At 66.5% G+C, this 20,483-nt stretch carries 10 protein-coding genes; 7 read left to right on the forward strand and 3 right to left on the reverse strand.

The features are described 5' to 3' along the window. The first annotated feature begins 10 nt into the window (after positions 1-10). From OQE62_RS13645 to OQE62_RS13655, 3 genes are all read left to right on the forward strand, one after another. On the forward strand, positions 11-928 hold the full coding sequence (locus OQE62_RS13645; protein ID WP_265722595.1) for an SDR family oxidoreductase: 918 nt from the start codon (positions 11-13) through the stop codon (positions 926-928). An 854-nt stretch (positions 929-1,782) separates the two neighbouring features. Then, entirely contained in the window at positions 1,783-7,674 is a 5,892-nt protein-coding gene (locus OQE62_RS13650; RefSeq protein ID WP_456152497.1) for a DUF7507 domain-containing protein, read from the forward strand. Then, complete coding sequence (locus OQE62_RS13655; protein WP_265722597.1) at positions 7,671-11,270, forward strand: TonB-dependent receptor; 3,600 nt, start codon at positions 7,671-7,673, stop codon at positions 11,268-11,270. The genes OQE62_RS13650 and OQE62_RS13655 overlap by 4 nt, the downstream gene beginning before the upstream one ends. 176 nt (positions 11,271-11,446) lie before the next feature. Here OQE62_RS13655 and OQE62_RS13660 read toward each other — a convergent pair whose 3' ends face one another. From OQE62_RS13660 to OQE62_RS13670, 3 genes are all read right to left on the reverse strand, one after another. Next, a complete protein-coding gene (locus OQE62_RS13660; protein ID WP_265722598.1) occupies positions 11,447-12,157 on the reverse strand; it encodes an outer membrane beta-barrel protein in 711 nt (236 codons plus the stop codon). Positions 12,158-12,448: 291 nt separating this feature from the next. Beyond that, positions 12,449-13,111 carry a replication protein P gene (locus tag OQE62_RS13665; RefSeq protein ID WP_265722599.1) on the reverse strand — a complete coding sequence of 221 codons (663 nt, stop codon included), beginning with the start codon at positions 13,109-13,111 and terminating at the stop codon, positions 12,449-12,451. After that, on the reverse strand, positions 13,026-14,348 hold the full coding sequence (locus OQE62_RS13670; protein WP_265722600.1) for a DnaT-like ssDNA-binding domain-containing protein: 1,323 nt from the start codon (positions 14,346-14,348) through the stop codon (positions 13,026-13,028). Before OQE62_RS13670 ends, OQE62_RS13665 begins: the two co-directional genes overlap by 86 nt. A 187-nt stretch (positions 14,349-14,535) precedes the next feature. On the opposite strand from OQE62_RS13670, the gene OQE62_RS13675 reads away from it, so the two are divergent. From OQE62_RS13675 to OQE62_RS13690, 4 genes are all read left to right on the forward strand, one after another. Further along, a complete protein-coding gene (locus tag OQE62_RS13675) occupies positions 14,536-16,401 on the forward strand; it encodes a DEAD/DEAH box helicase (protein WP_265722601.1) in 1,866 nt (621 codons plus the stop codon). A 73-nt stretch (positions 16,402-16,474) separates the two neighbouring features. Beyond that, entirely contained in the window at positions 16,475-17,674 is a 1,200-nt protein-coding gene (locus OQE62_RS13680) for a permease (protein WP_265722602.1), read from the forward strand. A gap of 70 nt (positions 17,675-17,744) precedes the next feature. Then, the gene (locus OQE62_RS13685; RefSeq protein WP_265722603.1) at positions 17,745-19,988 is read left to right on the forward strand and encodes a heavy metal translocating P-type ATPase; all 2,244 of its coding nucleotides are present in this window, start codon (positions 17,745-17,747) and stop codon (positions 19,986-19,988) included. Between the two features lie 12 nt (positions 19,989-20,000). After that, entirely contained in the window at positions 20,001-20,369 is a 369-nt protein-coding gene (locus OQE62_RS13690; protein WP_265722604.1) for a cupredoxin domain-containing protein, read from the forward strand. The last annotated feature ends 114 nt before the right edge of the window (positions 20,370-20,483 follow it).

Below are 20,483 nucleotides of genomic sequence, written 5' to 3' on the forward strand. Positions count from 1 at the left end.
AGCCGTTCCCGTGAGCAAAGCGCCGGCATCGAGGTTTCGCCCTTCAGATCACGCCTTCGCCGCCGAGAGCCTGGCGCAGATAGGGCGCGGCTATGTGGTGCCGGACCGGGTGGCGCTGGTCACAGGCTGTTCCTCCGGCATGGGCCGCGAGCTGGCGCTGGCCCTGCACCGCCGCGGCACCATCGTCATCGCCACCGCGCGGCGCCCGGAGAGCCTGCAGGAGCTGGCCGACCTGGGTATCGCCACCGAGGCGCTGGACGTCAACTCCCAGGTGGATATCAACCGCGTGGTCCACGCCCTCAAGGCCGCCTATGGCCGGCTGGATATCCTGATCAACAATGCCGGCTACGGCCAGATGGGGCCGCTGCTGGAACTGGATACCCGCGCGCTGGAGAACCAGTTTCGCACCAACGTCTTCGCCCCCATGGCCCTGGCCCGCGCCTGCGCACCGCTGATGAAATCCGAGCGCCGCGGCCTGATCTGCAATATCGGCTCCGTTTCCGGCGTCCTGCCTACCCCCTTCTCCGGTGCCTACTGCGCCTCCAAGGCGGCGCTGCATACCCTGTCCGATGTGTTGCGGCTGGAAATGAAACCCTTCGGGATCCGCGTGATGACGGTACAGCCCGGTGCCGTGGCGTCGGAATTCGGCCGCCACGCGGAAGTCTCCCTGCGCGGCCTGCTGGCGCCGGATTCCTGGTACAAACGGCAGGAGGACATTGCGCGCGCGCGGGCGCAGGAATCGCAGCAGAACGCGGCCCTGGCCAGTACCATGGCGCGCCGGCTGGCGAAAGAGCTGCTGCGCAAGCGGCCCCCTTCACTGGTGCGCCTCGGCAACAGGAGCCGCCTGATGCCCTGGATGGCGCGCTGGCTGCCGCGGCGGCTGAAAGACTGGATCCTGGCGCGGCGTTTCCAATTACACCGGGCTTAACGACACATCGCTATAGTGCCGGCGCTGATAGCCTGTGGCGCGTCTACCATCATCTTGTCACTTGATAATATGCTGGCAGTCTAGAATAATCGTCTGCCAATAGGCCGGGGAGGGAGTCCCCCGCAAAAATGGCAGGGTAGCCGGTAGTGGCCAGCCCGGATTCGATCCGGCACCGCGAGCGTGTCGGTTTGATCTCGGATGGATTTTCCGAGGGGATCCGGGCCATCCCAATTAAGGTAGCGACCCCGCACCGATCTTCCTGTCCACACTTTTATTTCGCGATACACCACTGCACTTGGCCCGGACTCCACAAACCGGTTGCCGCGGTGGCGCAATACAATAAATCAACGTTTCTATTCGATATTGCTCTCGGGGGTCATGTGCAGACACAGGGAAGTGGTTTTTGCGGTGCTTTGCTGTCTATTGCGACAGGTGCGAAATACTGGTTGATCGCCGCACTCGCTTTGTCCCTCGCCGCGCCGCTGCAGGCCCAGGTACAGAGAAGTTTCGTTAACCTGGGTTTCGAATCGCCGAATCTCGAACAGGCGGGTTGCCGTGTCTATATCGATCACGCCCTGGTGCCCGGCTGGACGACCGATCACCCCGATTACGGACAGCAAAACGTCGGCGGATGCACTGTGCCGCCGGGGTTTGTCGATGGCCAGCCGGCACCGATCGTTGAGTTGTGGGATACCCCGCGTAGCGGTGTCAACGCGCGCGAGGGGACGCAGTTGGCGGAGCTGAACGCCGAGGAAGAATCGAGCCTGTCGCAGAGTGTGTGCCTGGTCAACGGCGAGCAGTTGCAGTGGGAGTTCAGTCACCGGGGGCGGGAGAGCGTTAGCAACGAGGATGTGATGGAGCTCCTCGTGGGCGGCGATCCGGTGGTGCGGGTGGGGACCACCAGCAACGGTGCAGGCGGGGTTATTGACACCTACTCAGGCAGTGCCACATCGACACCGGGACCGAATGCGGGCGGCTGGCGCGATTACTCGGGAAGCTTTACCTACAACGGCGCCAGCGGACTGGTCGATATCGGCTTCGAGGCCATCTCCACCGGCGGTAACAATATCACCTCCGGCAACTTCCTCGATAGGATCCAGGTGACGCTGGCGCCGAACCTGGAGCTGTCCTCCGGCGCCTTCACCTCCCCCGAAGGGGATAACAGCACCGGCCTGCCGGCACTGGCGGTGACCGGCAATCTGATCGAAGATCTCGATATCACCCTGCAGGTGGTCGGCGGCAGTGCCGATCTCGGCGACGACTTCACCACCCCGGGCGGCGGCAGCAGCTTTACCGTCACCATTCCGGCGGGCAACTACGATGGCACCACTGCCGTTCCCCTGGGGGTGGCGTCGATCGAGGACACCATTGCCGAGGGCGACGAGACGGTGGAATTCGAGATCAGCGCCGGCGCCGGTGGCTACAACCTGTCCTCCACCACCAGCTGTGGCGGGGCGGCGACGACCACCGCCAGTTGGACCATCGAGGACGCCACCACCGGGCTGGTGCTGGACAAACAGCTAATCGCGGCGCCGGACCCGATCGTCGCCGGCAGCCTGCTCGAGTACCGCATCACCGCGACCAACACCGGCGGCGCCCCACTCAGCAATGTGCTGGTCAGCGACGACCTCACCGGCGACAGCCACACCTGCCCGACGGTCGCTGTCGGGGATAGCTGCCAACTGGACGCCTCCTACACCGCCAGCCAGAGCGACGTGGACAACGGCGAGATCGTCAACAGCGCCAGCGCCGAGGCCACAGACCCGGGCGGCGACCCGGTCACCGCGCCCCCGGCCAGTGTCACCACCGAGGTGCCCGCCGCGCCGGCGCTGAGCCTGAACAAGACCGCCGGCCCCCCCAGCGGCAACAGCGCCGGCGACACCATCGACTACACCTTTATCGTCACCAACAGCGGCAATGTCACCATCGATGGAATCGCCATCGACGACTCGCAACTGGATGCGGCGGCGAGCTGCGACGTCACCAGCCTGGCGCCGGACGCAACCGCTACCTGCGGCGGTACCCATACCATCATCCAGACCGAAGTGGATGCCGGTGGCGTGGACAACGCCGCCACTGCCACCGGGACCGATCCCGGCGGCGATCCGGTCGAAGCCAGCGACAGCACCAGTACCCCGCTCAGCGCCGCGGCGTCGCTGAATCTCGACAAGGTCGCGGGAACCCCCAGCGGCCACGGCGCCGGCGATACCATCGATTACACCTTCACCGTCACCAACAGCGGCAATGTCACCCTCGACGGCCTCGCCATCGACGATTCACAGCTTGATGCGGGGGCGAGCTGCGACGTCACCACACTGGCTCCGGCAAGCACGGCCACTTGCAGCGGTACCCATACCATCACCCAGGCCGAAGTGGATGCGGGTCAGGTGGACAATACGGCCACCGTAAACGCCACCGATCCGGGTGGCGATACGGTCAGCGCAGACGACAGCACCAGCACCCCGCTCAACGCCGCGGCGTCGCTGAATCTCGACAAGGTCGCGGGAACCCCCAGCGGCAACAGCGCCGACGACACCATCGATTACACCTTCACCGTCACCAACAGCGGCAATGTCACCCTCGACGGCCTCGCCATCGACGACTCGCAGCTGGATGCGGGGGCGACCTGCGACGCCACCACACTGGCTCCGGACGCCACTACCACTTGCGGCGGCACCCACACCATCACCCAGGCCGAAGTGGATGCCGGTAGCGTGGACAATANCTCGCAGCTGGATGCGGGGGCGACCTGCGACGCCACCACACTGGCTCCGGACGCCACTACCACTTGCGGCGGCACCCACACCATCACCCAGGCCGAAGTGGATGCCGGTAGCGTGGACAATACGGCGACCGCCAACGCCACCGCGCCCGGCGGCGATCCGGTCGATGCCAGCGACAGCACCAGCACGGCACTGACCGCCGCGCCCGCCCTGGAACTGAGCAAAACCGGTAGCGCCGGCGGCAACAGCGCCGGCGATACCGTCGACTACACCTTCGCCGTTACCAATAGCGGCAATGTCACCCTCGACGGCCTCGCCATCGATGATCCGCTACTGGATGCACCAGCGACCTGCGACACCACCACCCTGGCGCCAAATGTCACTGTCACCTGCAGTGGCAGCTACACCATTACCCAGGCCGAAGTGGACGCCGGTGAAGTGAACAATACGGCCACGGCGAGCGCCACCGATCCGGGCGGCAATCCGGTCAGTGCCGAGGACAGCGACAGCGTCGCCCTCGCCGCCGCGCCGTCGCTGAGCCTGGCCAAGGTCGCGGGCGCGCCCAGCGGCCAGGGCGCCGGCGATAGCATCGACTACACCTTTACCGCCACCAACACCGGCAACGTCACCCTCGACGGCCTCGCCATCGACGACCCGCAACTGGATGCGGCCGCGAGCTGCGATGTCACCACCCTGGCGCCGGGGGTGAGCGCCAGCTGTAGCGGCAGCCACACCATCACCCAGGCGGAAGTGGACGCCGGCGAGGTGAACAATACAGCCACCGCGGAGGCCACCGATCCGGGCGGCAATCCGCTCACTGCCGAGGACAGTGTCAGCGTGGCGCTGAACGCCGCTTCCTCGCTGAACCTGGCCAAGGTCGCGGGCGCGCCCAGCGGCAACCGCGCCGGCGACACCATCGCCTACAGCTTTACCGTCACCAATACCGGCAACACCACCGTCGACGGCATCGTCATCGAGGATCCGCAGCTGGATGCGACCGCGAGCTGCGACGCCACCACCCTGGCGCCGGGCGCAAGCGCCAGCTGTAGCGGCAGCCACACCATCACCCAGGAAGAAGTGGACGCCGGCAGCGTGGACAACGCCGCCACCGTCACCGGCAGCGATCCCGGCGGCAATTCCGTCAGCGCCGACGATAGCACCAGTACGGCACTGGTGGCCTCGCCCGCCCTGGACCTGAGCAAGGCCGCCGGCCCGCCCAGCGGCAACAGCGCCGGCGACACCGTGGAGTACACCTTTACCGTCACCAATAGCGGCAATGTCACCATCGATGGTATCGCCATCGACGACCCGCAGCTGGATGTGGCCGCGAACTGCGATACCACCACCCTGGCGCCGGGAGCCAGCGCCAGTTGTAGCGGTAGCCACAGCATCACCCAGGCGGAAGTGGATGCCGGTCGGGTGGAAAACACGGCCACGGCCAACGGCACCGATCCGGGCGGCAATACGGTCAGCGCCACGGACAGTGCCACCGCGACCCTGAGCGCGGCGCCGGCCCTGAGCCTGGAGAAAACGGCGCTCGAGAGCGGCTACGCCGGGGTCGGGGATACCCTCAACTACCGCTACCGGGTGACCAACAGCGGCAATGTCACCGTCGACGAGATCGCCGTCAGCGACGACAAAATCCCGTCGGTGGATTGCCCACAGGGCCCGCTGGCGCCGGGGAAGTCCACCACTTGTAGCGGCAGCTACAGCGCAACCCAGGCGGATCTGGATGCGGGCTCGGTCACCAACCTGGCCAGCGCCACGGGCACACCGGCGGGCGGCACCCTGACGCCGGCGGAGGACAGCGAGACGGTCGATGCGGCGCCCAATGAGATAGACGCCAGCGACGATCGCTACGGCCCGGTCAACGGCGCCAGCGGCGCGGCGGAGCTGGGCAGCGTGTTCGACAACGACAGCCTCAACGGCCAGCCGCTGGACCCGGCGGCGGTCACCGCCACGCCGCTGGACACGCCGCCGCCGGAATTGACTTTCGATGCCACCACTGGCGCGGTCGGCGCGGTGCCGGGCACGCCGGCGGGGGATTACGGATTCCGCTATCGCATCTGCGAAAACGCCAACAGCGCCAACTGCGCCACCGCCGCGGTCTCCGTGACGGTGGTGGCGCCGGATATCGATGCCGCCGATGACGATTTCAGCGCCGCACCCATCAACGGCGCCGACGGCGGCAGCACGCCGCCGGTGACCGCCAACGACACCCTCAACGGCGAGCCCCTGCAGGCGGACGCCATCGAGCTGGAGGCGCTGGAGGTACCCGGTGAGCTGACCCTGAACCCGGACGGCAGCATCGCGGTGGCGCCGGACACCGCGGCCGGCCGCTACCAGCTGCGCTACCGCATCTGCGAAATCGCCAACCCGGACAACTGCGATACCGCCACCGCCGAGGTATTGGTGGAGGCGGCACAGATCGTCGCCGAAGACGACGACTACAGCGCCAGCGCCATCCGCGGCGCCGATGGTGGCCGCACGCCGCCGGTGTTGGGCAACGACAGCCTGAACGGCGCAGCGGCGGATATCGCCGCCGTGGACATCGTCGCGGAGGCGCTGCCGGAGGGCCTGAACCTCAATGGCGACGGCTCCATCTCGGTGGCCGCCGGGACCGCCGGCGGCAGCTACACCCTGGAATACCGCCTCTGCGAGCGCCTGAATCCGGGCAACTGCGATAGCGCCCAGGTGTTGCTGCGGGTGGAGGAAGGCATGCCGCTGCGCCTGCGCAAACAGACCGCCACCCGGCAGGTGCGGGTCGGCGATCTGATCCGCTACCAACTGACGGCGGAAAATATCGGCGAAGGCCCGGTGCGGGACTTCACCCTGGTGGATACGCCGCCGCCGGGCTTCAGCCTGGTGGCGGACTCGCTGCGCCTGAGCGGTGCCGGCGGCGGGGCGTCGCTGGCGGGCGGGAACCCGATCCGCATTCGGGGCGCCAGCCTGGCCGCCGGCGACAGCCTCAGCGTCAGCTATCTGCTGCGCGTGGGCCCCGGCGCCGTGCGCGGCGAATTCGTCAATAGCGCCGTCGCCGAGCGCGGCGGCAATGTCATCAGCAATACCGCGCGGGCCTCGGCGTACCTGGTGGCCGACGCGCTGCTGGAGGAGACCCGTATCTTTGGAACCGTATTCAACGACCGCGACGGCGACGGCTGGCAGGACAGCGACGAGGCCGGCCTGCCCGGCGTGCGCCTGGCCACCATCGAGGGACTGATCGTGGAAACCGACGCCTACGGCCGCTACCACCTGGAGGGCATAGACGTGGCCAACTTCGCCCGCGGCCGCAACTTCACCGTCAAGGTGGACACCGCCTCCCTGCCCGAAGGCAGTGAAGTCACCACGCCCAATCCGCTGATCAAGCGCGTGACCCAGGGGCTGCCGGTGGGCTTCGATTTCGGTGTGGGCGCGCCGGGGCAGCCGCTGCAGCGGTCCGGGGAAACCGTGGAGATGGCCGTGGGCGAGGTGCTGTTCGAAGCGGGCAGCGCGCGTATCGCCTCCCGGCACCGACCGGCGCTCGAGAAGATGGTCGCACAGCTGCGCGAATACCGCGGCGGTGAGCTGGTGATCACCGGCCACGCCGAGGCCGGGGCCCTGGCCATGGCGCGCGCGCAGTCGCTGCGCCAGGCGCTGTTGGCGGAGCTGTCTCCCGAATTGCGCGAGCGGGTGAACGTGGAACTGCGCAGCCGCGTGGATGCGGAGATGCTGGCGCGGCTGGACGGCGGCGTGAAGCTCGGCACCCTGCTTTTCGATACCGACAGTGCCGAGATACGCCCCGACTACCGCGATCTTATCCGCACCCTGGCCGGGCAGATCGAAGCCCGCGGCGGCGGCTGGATCACGATCGTGGGCCACACGGACCGGCGCGCCAGCGCCGAGTACAACCGCCGCCTGGGGCTGAGGCGCGCGCGCGCCGTCTACGACGCCATCGCCGCGGAGATAGCGCCGGAGACCAGAGCGCATTTGCGCGTGGAGGTGGACGACGGCAAGGCGGTCGCCGACCGGGAGGTGCAACCGTGAGTAGTGCAAACTGGAAGCGGCTGCTGCTATCGCTGCCTCTGCTGCCGGCACTGGTGGTCAATGCCGCCGAGGCGCCGCCGGCGGATACGGTGGTCAAGATCATTACCCGCAGCGAGAGCGAGCCGGCGGCGAAGGAAGAGTTGCAGCCCAACCGGCGGGTGGAGATCCGCGCGCCCGAGGCGCAGCCGGGCAAGGCGGTGGCACAGGGGCGTTTTGCCGTGCGCCTGGACGGCGGTGGCGTCATCTGGGCCACCGAGGATCCGGCCCGGGTGGAACCGGACCTCAGCGTCTCGGCCGCGCCGCTGGTGCCCTTTGAGCGGGGGCGCATTCTCGAGCCGGTGCGCTTTCAGGTCTACAGCAACTACACGGCGTTTATCGAACGCCTGGAGGTGAGCGTCTACCGGGCGCAGGACGCGGATCGCCTGTCGCCGCTGGCACGGGTGCGGGTGCCGCTGTCCAATTTCGGCGCCGCCGAATGGCCCGGCGATCTGCCCGAAGATGTGCGGCTGCGCCGGGGCGAGGAGCTCACCTATGTGCTGCGGGCCTACGACGGCCGGGGCAATATGGACGAGACGGTGACCGGCACCCTGCAACTGGCGAGCCCCGCCGCGGTGCGCGACACGGGCATGAACGCGCTGGCCCAGAGCGGCGGCACGGTACGGCTCGAGGACGAATTCGAGGGCGCGGCGGCACCGGCGGCCGCCGATGCCATCTACGGCCGCAACGGCCTGCGCCGCCAGAGCATTCCCCTGCACGGCTCGCGGGTGCGCCTGCACGGCCAGGATCTGCCCGGTGGCTTCAACCTCAGTATCAATGGTCGCGCCATTCCGGTAGGGCGGGAGCGGCGTTTTGTGGCCGAGTACCTGGTGCCGGTGGGGCGCCACGCCTTCGACATCGAGCTGCGCCGCGGCGGCGAAGCCATGCATCGCCAGTTGCAGGTGGATGTCTCCGGGCGCTACCTGTTTCTGGTGGCAATGGCCGACCTGACCCTGTCCGAGAGCCAGGTGAGCGGTGCCGTCGAACCGCTGGGAGAGGGCGAGGGCTACGACGACTACCTCACCGAGGGCCGCCTGGGCTTCTATCTCAAGGGCAAGATCAAGGGCCGCTATCTGGTCACCGCCCAGGCGGACACCCGCGAGCGCGAGGCCGGCGATCTGTTTTCCGGTTTTCTCGAGGCGGACGCGCGGGACATATTCCGGCGCCTGGACCCGGACCAGTACTATCCCGTCTACGGCGACGACTCCACCGTGCACCGGGATATCGACACCCAGGGGCGCCTCTATGTGCGCGTCGACTGGGATCAGAGCCAGGCCCTGTGGGGCAATTTCCAGACCGGTATCCGCGATACCGAGTACGGCCAGTACAACCGCAGCCTCTACGGTGGGGCACTCAACTGGCGCAGCCGCGGCAGCACCGACTGGGGTGAGCCCCACACGCGGCTCACCACCTTCGCCTCGGAGGTGCAGACGGCGCCGGGGCACAGCGAGTTCCTGGGCACCGGCGGCAGCCTCTACTACCTGCGCCACCAGGACCTGCTGCCCGGTTCGGAGCAGGTGGTGGTGGAACTGCGCGATCCCACCAGCGGCCGCGTCGAGGAGCGCCTGGAGCTGGAGCGCGGGGTCGACTATGAAATCGACGAGATGCAGGGGCGCCTGATATTGACCCGCCCGCTGGCCCAGACCAGCCTCGATCGCCTGCCCAGCCTCACCCGCGACCAGCCGCTGAACGGTTACGACAACCTGCTGCTGGTGGATTACGAGTATGTGCCCACGGGTTTCGAGGCCGACAACCTGGCCGCCGGCGTGCGCGGCAAGCAGTGGCTGGGGGAGCACCTGGCCCTGGGGGGCACCTATATCAGCGAGGCGCGCTCCGGCGACGACTACACCCTGCGCGGCGGCGATGTCACCCTGCAGGCGGGCCGTGGCACCTATCTGAAACTGGAACAGTCCGACAGCGGCGCCTCCGCCGCGCCCATCTTTTTCTCCGACGACGGCGGCCTCAGCTTCGACCGGAGCAACCCGCAACTGCCGGGCCGCAGCGGCCGCGCGCGCTCGCTCGAAGCCAGGGCCAACCTGCGGCAGCTGGGCTGGAGCCGCGGCGAGTGGACACTGGGCGGCTGGTGGCGCCATGTGGACGCGGGCTACTCCTCCGCGCGTTTCGACCCGGGCCAGCCGGTGCGCGAGACCGGCGGCGAGTTCTTTGGCGAACTCTCCCCGGAGGTGGATATCAGCGGCCGCTGGAGCGAGCGCCGGCGGGGCGACGAGGCCGTGGAGCAGGCGCAGTTGCGCAGCGACTGGGCGCTCTCGGACCGCCACCAGTTCAGCGGCGAAATGCGCCGCGTCACCGAGACCGAAGCCGGCGACAGCGCCGTGGGCACCCTGGCCGCCCTGGGCTATACGCTGAGTTTCGGCAGCGTGCTGCAGGATATCTATACCGTGGGCCAGTTCACGCTGGACGACGACGGCGGTGCCTACGCCGACAACGACGCGCTCACCCTGGGCAGCCGCTTCGCGTTTGGCGACCGCTACCGGGTCGGCGGCGAGTCCACCTGGGGCGACCGCGGCGATGCCTCCACCGTGAGCGCCGAAGTGCGCCGCAACCGGCAGCACACCCTGTACGGCTCCTATACCTACGCCACGGATATCAGCGACCGCCCGCCACTGTCCTCCACCAACCAGCCCGGCGGCCTCACCCTGGGGCAGCGCTGGCGGCCCTCGAACCAGGTGCGGGTGTTCAACGAGAGCCAGTGGCTCAAGGAGGGCCCGGAGGTGGGCCTGGCCCATACCTACGGTGTGGACTTCTACCCGAGCGGCGGCTGGCGTTTCGGCTTTACCCGCCAGGAGGCCAGCCTGGACAGCGAGGGCGGCGAGGTAAAACGCAACGCGATCAGTTTGCACGGCGGGCTCAGCGCCGCGCGCACCGACTGGACCAGCAAGCTGGAGCACAGAGAGGACAGCGGCGCCGAGCGCCGGCGCCAGTGGGTGATCGGCAACCGCCTGCAGCACAAGCTGAACGAATCCTGGCGGCTGTCGGCGCGCTTCAACTACGCCGATACCCGCGACCGCATCGACACCGAGGCCGGCGCGCGCTTCGGCGAAGCCAATTTCGGCTTTGCCTGGCGGCCCTGGGACAGCGGCCGCTACACACTGCTGGGCCGCTACACCTGGCTCTACGACCGCTCCAGCCTGGGGCAGGAGGCGGTCTTTTCGGAGTTCGACCAGCGCAGCCGCATTCTCTCCCTGGAGGGGATCTGGCGCGCGGCGCCGGCCTGGGAGTTCGGCGGCAAGCTGGCGCGCCGGCACGGCGAGGTGCGCGAGCAGCGGGGCGAGGGCGCCTGGTTCGACAGCACCACCAGCCTCGCCGCCCTGCAGGGGCGCTGGTATCCCCTGGAACGCTGGAGCTGGCTGGCCGAGTACCGCTGGCTGGACGTGCGCCGCTCGGGGCTGCGCCGCGGCTGGCTCACCAGTGTGGATTACGATATCAGCGAGCACTTCCGCATGGGGCTGGGCTACAACTTCACCGACTTCAGCGACGACCTGAGCCGCCACGACTACCAGCACCGCGGCTGGTTTCTCAACCTGGTTGCGAGTTACTAACGCGGCTGACGCCGCGGCCGGTTGCTCAGGGTGTCCAGTTCCCCATAGGTAGGGCGCGCGGCGCCCACCGGCTCGAATATTGCACCAGGGGCGCGGCCACCTGTAGCTGGAGACAGGTTATACACAAGCGAATTGTCGAGCGGCCGGGTTGAAGTATCCGGGCTAAGATATCCGCGTTAGAAGTGCATACTCCAGCCCAGCGATGCCACCTCCACATCGTAATCCCCGCGCAGTTCCTCGCTGCCCAGGTCGCCAAGGCTCTCCCACTCGGCGCGAATGCTCCAACGGTTGCGGTGTTGGTAACTGATGCCGGCGCCGTAGCCCCAGTGGAAGCCGTTGTCGCTGGCGCCGATACGGCCGTTGATTTCCACCAGCTGCTCTTCCCGGTTGCCCTCTTCATCCTCGAATTCAAACAGTATTTCGCCGGACCGGCGCTCGGACAGTTCCGACCACCAGAGGCCGCCGCCCACCTTGCCGAAGACACTGAAACCGGCGGCGATGGGCCAGTGGCCGACGACATAGGCATTGGCGAGGCGGGTGCGGATTTTGTCCCTGAACTGCAGGTACTGGTTTTGGTCCGCGTCCAGGCGGAAACCGAGTTTCGAATCCGCCAGCTGCTGGTAGCCGGCCTCCACCGCCAGGTGGGGCGTCCAGCGCCAGCCGCCGTAGAGTTTCCAGCCATCGCCGCCCTCGCTGCAGCCCTGGCCGCTGGCGTGCCAGTTGTCCGAGCTGAGACCCCGCACGAAACCTTCCGCGTCGCTGCAGAAGCCCTGCTGGTCGATCTCGGTGAGACTGACGCCGGCATACCGGTGGGAGTAGAAATCCGCCTGCGCATTGGCGCAAAGCGCGAGAAGGGGTACCGCTAGCAGAAAAGTTTGCCTGGGCATGGCGTCACCTGCTGGGTTGCTGGTTGTTATTGTCTGTTGGTCCGGGTGGGCACGGGCCCGCCGCAACATGCTTGCTCAAGTTTCGGCGATTGAGGTGGCACAAGCCGATGCGGGGTGCGCCCTTCTGGGACTGTCTGCGAGAGGGGCCGAAGGCGCCGTGAATACCTGGCACGGCCGGGACACCTCGCAGAGAAGCCTACAGGGACGTATTCACGGCGGGGGCGCCTAGCCGTGTCCCAGAAAGGCGCACCCCGCTCCAGCTCCCTGAACTGAACCCCGAAACTTGAGTTATTAGATATCGAGTTCTGCCCGCAGCGCTGCCATCTTCTTCGCATTTTCCGACTTCGACAGCGGCTCGCCGGGGTTGTCCTCCAGCTTCAGCTGTTCCGGTGCGGGCAGTTTTTCCCCTTCCAGCACCCGCGTGCAGATCTTGCGGTAGCGTTCGGCAAACACCGGGTAGGCCACCGACTCGGGGTTGTTGGCCAGGAAAAACCAGTTGGATTCGCGCCCGGCGTGGTAGACCGCCGGGTGGCTCCAGGCGAAGCCGGCCTTTGGGCTGGGGGCGTTGCAGGCCTCGCGGTAGGCGGCGCGGGCGTCCGGCAGGCCCTTGTCGCCGGCAGCGCACAGTGTGAGCATCTTGTGCACCGTGGGCAGGTATTCGCTCTGGCGAATCGCGCGCTTGGCGCCGGCGACGATTTCCGCCGGGGAAAAGGCCTCCAGGGATTCCAGCCACAGGCGCTTGGCGTGGTTCAGCGTCTCTGTGTCGGGGAAGGCCGCGTTGAACTGGTTGTGGTAGCTGAGCTTGAGCAGGCCGAAAGCCTCGTTGAGCGCGCGTTTCTTTTCGTTCAGCGCCTCGCTGCCTTCACCGCTACCAGTCCGTGTCCGTGACGATGTCGAGGACCGAGCGGTCCCTGGTGCGCTGCGTGTCGGTGTTGGAGTATTGCGACTTGCCATTGGATCGTCCTATTGCCAGCTTGTTGCGCTCCGCCCACTGGTAGCGCGCATGACGCACGAAAACGGCGTCCCAGCTTTTGCGCGCGGCGTTCTGGCCGCGCCAGTAGATGATGAATTCGGGTACCAGCGAGAGCGCGAAGTCGCGGTCTATTTCACACTGGTTTATCAGGTGACTCAAGCAGTCGGCGCCCGGCTGCCAGTGGCGCGAGATGGGCTTGGCCACCGGGTTCTTCTCGATCCCCTGGCAGTAGTAGGCCCACTCCTCGCGCGCGTAGTCGATAAACAGCTCCCCCCAGCGGGCGCTGTGGCCGCCGCGCTCGAGCCACTTGTAGATGAACTCGGGCAGCAGTTCGGCGGCGAAATTGGGGTTGATCGCCAGGCGCCGGAGCTGTTCCCAGGTGTTCTCGCTGGGCTGCCAGTCGCGGGTCATGGCGGTGGGCCGGCGTTTCTCGATAAACGGCGTTTCCTGTTTCTCCCAGTCCTCCATGACCCAGTCGTTGAACTCCAGGTCCCAGGAGATGGACTGCTTGCCGCTGGATCGGTGGTAGTCCAGGAAGCGTTGCAGGCCGCGCTGCACGAAGGTACTGGGTACGCCCTCGTCCGCCAGCTTGCTCAGGGTGTCCCCGCCCGGGCGCCAGTCGGGCGGCAGCGGCTGCTTGCGCTGGGCGGTGGCGCGGTAGGCCTCCCAGCGGCTCTTGACCTGTTTCAGAAACAGCGAGCCGAAGGAGTGGCGAGACTCGCCGCGCTCGCGCCAGTAGGTGACGAACTCCGGCAGCTGCTCGCGCACGAAATGTTCCGGCACGCCCAGTTGGGCGATTCGCGCCATGGTCTCGGCGTCCGGCTGCCAGCCGGGGGAAATACTGTTGGCGCTGCGTGTCGGTGGCGCGGGTGCCTGCGGGGCGGGCTGGGCACCCGGCTCCGGGCGGGTGTGCTCGCCCGGCAGAGCGAACTTGAGTATCGAGCTGCTGCCGTAGGGCGCCGCCCCCAGCAGCAGCGCGCCCTGGTTGCGCAGGCTGGTGGACACCCGCTGGATATCCGCCGGCTCCCAGAAGGGCAGCAGTTGCTGCAACTGCTCGCCCTCGACCGTGTACCAGTCGCGCCCCGGATGGGGTTCCACCGGCAGGAACGGCATCAGGTCCCCCAGCGCGGTCAGCAGGACCGATTCCTCCAGGCCCAGGGTGGCGGCCAGAGTGGGGGAAATGCACAGGGGTCTTTCCGGGAGCAGGGGGTGTTTCATGGCGGGGATGATAACACTGTTGGGGGCTGGGGAATGGGTGGCGATCCCCCTGGGCGCGCCGAGCGCCAGCTCGGCCCCGGGCCGCAGCGCCGGCCTTGAGAGATACGGCACCGCCGATTAAAGTGGATAGCCAGTCTATATCGGAAGGCCGCCAGAATAACCGCCGCGAGCCAGTGGAACGGGCGCCATGGCAAAAATCATCCCCACCCTCAGCACCATCCGCAGAATGACCGGCGGTGAGCGCCGCCTCGGCCGGCGCCTGGAAAGCCTGCTGGAGGACGATTACACCGTCTGGTACGACATTCCCCTCGGCCGCCAGCGCCGCTATCCCGATTTCATCGTCTTGCATCCCGGCCGCGGCCTGCTCTTCCTGGAGGTCAAGGACTGGAAGCTGGATACCATCAAGGGCATCAATCCGGACAGCGTCGAGCTGGAAATCGCCAGCGGGCGCAAAACCGTGAGCAATCCGCTGGAGCAGGCCCGCCAGTACGCCCATGCGGCGGTCGACCAGCTCAAGCGCGACCCGCAATTGGTCCACGGTGACGGCCGCTACCGGGGGCGCCTGACATTTCCCTACGGCTACGGTGTGGTCTTTACCAATATCACCCGCAGGCAGTGGAATGAGGCCGTTCCCGAAGTGGAGCAGGAACTGCTGCTGCCGGCCCACCGCCTGTTGTGCAAAGACGAGATGACCGCGACCGCCGATCCGGAGGCCTTCCAGGGTCGCCTGTGGGGCATGTTCGAGTACCGCTTCGGCGACCAGCTCAGCCTGCCGCAGATCGACCGCATCCGCTGGCAACTCTTCCCGGAAGTCCGCATCAATCACCGGCAAACAGATCTGTTCGGCGGCGGCGATGAAGCGGCAGGGGGTGAGGAGGTTTCGCCGACCGCCGATACCGTCCCCGGAATCGTGCGCGTCATGGACCTGCACCAGGAACAGCTGGCCAAGAGCATGGGAGACGGCCACCGGGTGATCCACGGCGTGGCCGGCTCCGGCAAGACGCTGATTCTCGGCTATCGCTGTGTGCATCTGGCCGGGGCGGTCAGCAAACCGATTCTGGTGCTCTGCTTCAATATCACCCTGGCCGCGCGGCTGCGCAGTTTCATCGCCGCAAAGGGGATTGCCGACAAGGTACAGATCCACCACTTTCACGAGTGGTGTGGCCGGCAATTGAAAACCTACAACGTGGATCTGCTCACCGGTCCCGAACCGGCTTACGAGCGCCAGGTCGAGAGCGTGATCCGCGCGGTGGATATGGGCCGGATTCCCCGCGCCCAGTACGGTGCCCTGATGATCGACGAGGGCCACGATTTCGAGCGGGACTGGCTCAGGCTGGTAGTACAGATGATCGACCCGGACAGCAACTCCCTGCTGCTGCTCTACGACGACGCCCAGCCCATCTACCACAAGCGCTCGCTCAAATTTCCGCTGTCCAGCGCGGGTATCCAGGCCCGCGGCCGCACCACCATCCTCAAGCTCAACTACCGCAATACCCGGGAAATCCTCACCTTTGCCTGCGAGTTTGCCGGAGATTTCCTGCGCGAGCGGGATGCGGACGGAGACGAGGACCATGTCCCGCTGATTGCGCCCGAAGTGGCCGGTGCCAGTGGCCCGGCACCGGTTTTCCGTCAATTCCGGTCCGGTACCGGGGAAGCGCAGTTTATCGCCCGCTGTATCGCAAAGTGGCGGCAACAGGGACAGGCCCTCAACAGCATCGCGGTGGTCTATGCCTTCAACAACCAGGGCCGCCGATATCGGAGCGCACTCGAGGACGCGGGTATCCCCTGCTCCTGCCTGCAAAGTGGTACCGAAAAAAGAGCCTATGATGCCGATGCCGCAGAAGTAATATTGCTCAGCCGCCAGAGCAGTAAGGGGCTGGAGTTCGATACCGTCATACTCTGTGGCCTCGGTGCCTTGAAAGACAATGAGGAAAGCCTGCCCCGGGAAGCCCGCCTGCTCTACGTGGGCATGACCCGGGCCCGCAGGCAGTTGCTGGTCACGGGGGCCGGGGAAAACTGGTTTACGGCCCGGCTGGGGAAGATGGCCCTGTGAAGCGCCAGTCGACGAACCCCGTCGGCGTGCGTTCGCTAAGCTGAATGGTGGCGCTGAAAAGAGAGTCTGCTCCGTGCAACCCTTCCTCGAAAACTGGCACCAGGCGGCGGTGACGACGCTGGGGCTATTCTGGACGGCCTTCTGGGCCTTTGCGCTCGGCTACCTGATCAGCAGCATGATCCAGGTGTTCGTGACTCGCGAGCGGATGCGCCAGAGCATGGGGGAAGCGGGTGCGAAGAGCGTGGGACTCGCCACTATCTTCGGTTTTATTTCCAGTTCCTGTTCCTTCGCTGCACTCGCCACCACCCGCGCGCTCTTCGCCAAGGGCGCCGGGCTGGTGCCGGCGCTGGCGTTCCTGTTGGCGTCCACCAACCTGGTGGTGGAGCTGGGCATCGTCATCGGGGTATTTCTCGGCTGGCAGTTTGTGGTGGGCGAATACGCCGGCGGTGTGCTGCTGATCCTGCTGATGTGGCTGCTGGTCCGGGCCAGTTATCCGAAAAAGTTGGTGGAGCACGCGCGGGAACGGGCCCGCGAGGCGGAGGGAAGCGGAGACTCCGACGGTGTCCCGGACTGGAAACGGCTGATGCGCTCGGCAGAGGGCTGGCGCCGCGTGGCCGAGCGCTTTGTGATGGAATGGAAGATGGTGTGGAAGGACGTCACCATCGGTTTTACCGTCGCCGGCATCATTGCCGCCTTCGTTCCCAGAGTATTCTTCCAGACACTGTTTATCGGTTCCGGGGAGGCGGAGCCGGCCTTCTGGCAACTGTTGATGCAGAGCCTGGTGGGCCCGATCGCCGCCTTTTTCACCTTTATCGGCTCCATGGGCAATATCCCGCTTGCGGCGGTACTGTTCGATAATGGTGTCGCTTTCGCCGGCGTCATGGCATTTATCTTCAGCGACCTGGTGGTGCTGCCGGTGCTGCGCATCCAGGCGCAGTACTACGGCTGGAAAATGGCGCTGTACATTCTCTGTGTCTTTCTGTGCATTCTCGTCGCCAGCGCGCTGCTGCTGCACTATGGTTTTGCCCTGTTCGACCTGTTGCCGGAAGGCGCCAGCGGCAGGAGCGTGACCGAGCGGGAATTTTTCAGGGTCGATTACACCCTGTTCCTGAACCTGGCATTTCTCGCCCTGAGTATTTTCCTGTTCGCCTGGCGGGTAAAAAGCGAGGGTTTGCCGGCGCTGAACACGGACTCGCTGAGCGAAAGAATCCTGCTGGGCCTGGCGGGAGTGGCGCTGGCCTGGCTGGTGATCGGAGCGCTGCTGCCGGTGTAAAGCGGGCTTGCCTTGCCCCGACGGCAGGCTTTTAGCATCTCCGCCGTCGACTGGATTGCCGGAGGCAAAAATGACCGATAAACCCCAATCGCCGACGCAGACCTTTCGCCTCCAAGGCGCGAGCTGTGCCGGCTGTGTCAGGAAAATCGAGAACGCCCTGAAAGAGGTGCCCGGTGTGGACGAGGCGCGGGTCAACCTGGGTGACAGGACCCTGGCGGTGCACGGCGATGCAGATGCCGACGCCTGTGTGACCGCAGTGGAGCGGGCCGGCTACGGCGCCGAGCCGGTGCGCTCCAGCCAACGCGAGTTGCGCGAACAGCAGCGCGCGGAGGAGCAACGGCACTACCGCCAGCTGTTGTGGCGCTCGGCCCTGGCGCTGGGCCTGGGCATCCCGCTGATGGCCTGGGGGCTTGTGACCGGCGAGATGGGGGTGAACAGCCCCGGCCAGCAACTGGCTTGGGGGGCGGTGGGCCTGCTGACGCTGGCGGTGCTGGTGTTTTGCGGCGGCCACTTTTTCAGTGGCGCCCAACGCGCCTTCCGCCACCACAACGCCAATATGGATACCCTGATCGCGCTGGGCACCGGCACCGCCTGGGCCTTTTCCATGCTGGTGGTGCTGGCGCCGCAACTGTTGCCGGAGGCGGCGCGGCATGTCTACTTCGAGGCCAGCGCCATGATCATCGGCCTGATCAACCTGGGTCAGGCGCTGGAAGTGCGCGCTCGCGGCCGTACCAGTGCGGCGGTGGAAAAACTGCTGCAGCTGCAGGACCCGACCGCGCGGGTGGTGCGCGATGGCGGCGAAACCGATATCCCGCTGGAGCAGGTGCAGGTGGGCGACCGGCTGCGCGTGCGCCCGGGGGAGAAAATCCCGGTGGACGGCCGCGTACTCGAGGGCGGCAGCCTGGTGGATGAATCCATGCTCACCGGCGAGCCGCTGCCGGTCAAAAAAGGCGAGGGCGACGGCCTCACCGCCGGCACCCTGAACAAGAACGGTAGCCTGCTGTTCGAGGCGGAAAAGGTCGGCGCCGACACGCGCCTTGCGCAGATTGTCGAGATGGTCAAGAACGCGCAGAGTTCGCGCGTGCCCATCGCCAGGCTCGCCGATACCATCTCGGCCATTTTTGTACCCACGGTGATGATCATCGCCGTGCTCGCCGCCCTGGCCTGGTTCAACTGGGGGCCGGATCCGCGCGCGGTGCATATGCTGGTGGTGGTCACTTCGGTGCTGATCATCGCCTGCCCCTGTGCCCTGGGCCTGGCCACGCCCATGTCGGTCATGGTGGGCGTGGGCAAGGGCGCCGAGCGCGGGGTGCTGGTGCGCAACGGCAGGGCGCTGCAGCAGGCCAGCGACCTGGACGTGTTGCTGGTGGACAAGACCGGTACCCTGACCGAGGGATCGCCCAAGCTGACCGATCTCGAAAGCGACGGCGACGGGGATCAACTGTTGGCGCTGCTGGCGAGCCTGGAGCAGGGATCCGAGCACCCGCTGGCGGAGGCGGTGGTCGCCGCGGCGCGGGAGAAAAACCTTGATCTTTCGTCGCTCGAGCATTTCGAGGCAATCACCGCCCATGGCGTCAGCGGCACCGCGAACGGCAAGAAAATCCTGCTGGGCAATCGCAAGCTGATGCAGCGTGAAGATATCGATCCGGGCCAATGGCGGCAGCGCGCGGAAAAACTGGCGGAGCAGGGGCGCACGGCCATGTACGCGGCGGTGGACGGAAAAATGGCCGGCGTTATCGCGGTGGCGGACCCGCTGCGCGACGATGCCAAAAGCGCGATCGCGCGGCTGAAAAAACTGGGCCTGCGCATCGAGATGCTCACCGGCGACACCCGCTCCACTGCCGAGGCCGTGGCGCGGCAGTTGGGCATCGACGCGGTGCACGCGGACCTGCAGCCGGAGGACAAGGAGAAAATTGTCGGCGAGTTGCAGAAAAATGGCGAGCGGGTCGGTATGGCCGGCGACGGTATCAACGACGCACCGGCACTGGCGCGCGCGGATGTGGGCTTCGCAATCGGTGCGGGCACCGATGTGGCCATAGAGACCGCCGACGTGACCCTGATGCGCTCGTCGCTGCAGGGCGTCGCCGACGCGGTGGCGCTGTCGCGGGCGACGCTGCGCAATATCAAGCAGAATCTGTTCGGCGCTTTTATCTACAACAGCCTGGGTATCCCGATCGCCGCGGGCGTTCTGTATCCGCTCACCGGTGCGCTGTTGAGTCCGATCATAGCCGGCGGTGCCATGGCGCTGTCGTCGTTGACGGTGGTGAGCAACGCCAACCGGCTGCGCTTTTTCAAACCGGCCCCGGTGAAATAAGGAGGTGCAGTGATGTCGATGCTATTGACCAATCTGGTGGGGCTGTTGCTGATTGCCGCGATCGCCTGGTGGTTCTGGCTGCAGCCCCGGCGCCATCGCGCCGAGGCCGTCAGCGGTGCGGAAGAACTGCAGATTCTGGTGAAAGACGGTGTCTACGAACCGGATCGCATCCGCCTGCCGGCGGGAAAACCGGCCACGCTGCACTTTCGCCGAGAGGACCCGACACCCTGTGCCGAGTGGGTGCTGTTTCCGGATCTGGAAGTCAGCGCCGAGCTGGCGGTGCACCGGGATACCGCGGTGGAAATCCCCGCGGCAGAGCCGGGGGAGTATCCGTTTACCTGCCAGATGCAGATGTATCGCGGTACGCTCGTGGTCGAGTAAATCACTGCGTAATATCGAGCTCCACCAGAATGTAGGGTGTGCTGTGCGCACCTGCGGCGGTGGCTGTATCGGTGCGCACGGCGCACCCTTGTATCTGTCCTTGGGCTCTGGCTA

Origin of the sequence: Microbulbifer halophilus (genome assembly GCF_026183675.1) — a bacterium.
In the GTDB taxonomy this organism is placed as follows: domain Bacteria; phylum Pseudomonadota; class Gammaproteobacteria; order Pseudomonadales; family Cellvibrionaceae; genus Microbulbifer; species Microbulbifer halophilus.

Excerpts from the sequence above, each read along its gene's own strand:
- OQE62_RS13675 (WP_265722601.1), top strand. The coding sequence starts at position 14,536 with ATGGCAAAAATCATCCCCACCCTCAGCACCATCCGCAGAATGACCGGC.
- OQE62_RS13690 (WP_265722604.1), top strand. The coding sequence starts at position 20,001 with ATGTCGATGCTATTGACCAATCTGGTGGGGCTGTTGCTGATTGCCGCG.
- OQE62_RS13665 (WP_265722599.1), bottom strand. The coding sequence starts at position 13,111 with ATGGCAAGTCGCAATACTCCAACACCGACACGCAGCGCACCAGGGACC.
- OQE62_RS13685 (WP_265722603.1), top strand. The coding sequence starts at position 17,745 with ATGACCGATAAACCCCAATCGCCGACGCAGACCTTTCGCCTCCAAGGC.
- OQE62_RS13670 (WP_265722600.1), bottom strand. The coding sequence starts at position 14,348 with ATGAAACACCCCCTGCTCCCGGAAAGACCCCTGTGCATTTCCCCCACT.
- OQE62_RS13660 (WP_265722598.1), bottom strand. The coding sequence starts at position 12,157 with ATGCCCAGGCAAACTTTTCTGCTAGCGGTACCCCTTCTCGCGCTTTGC.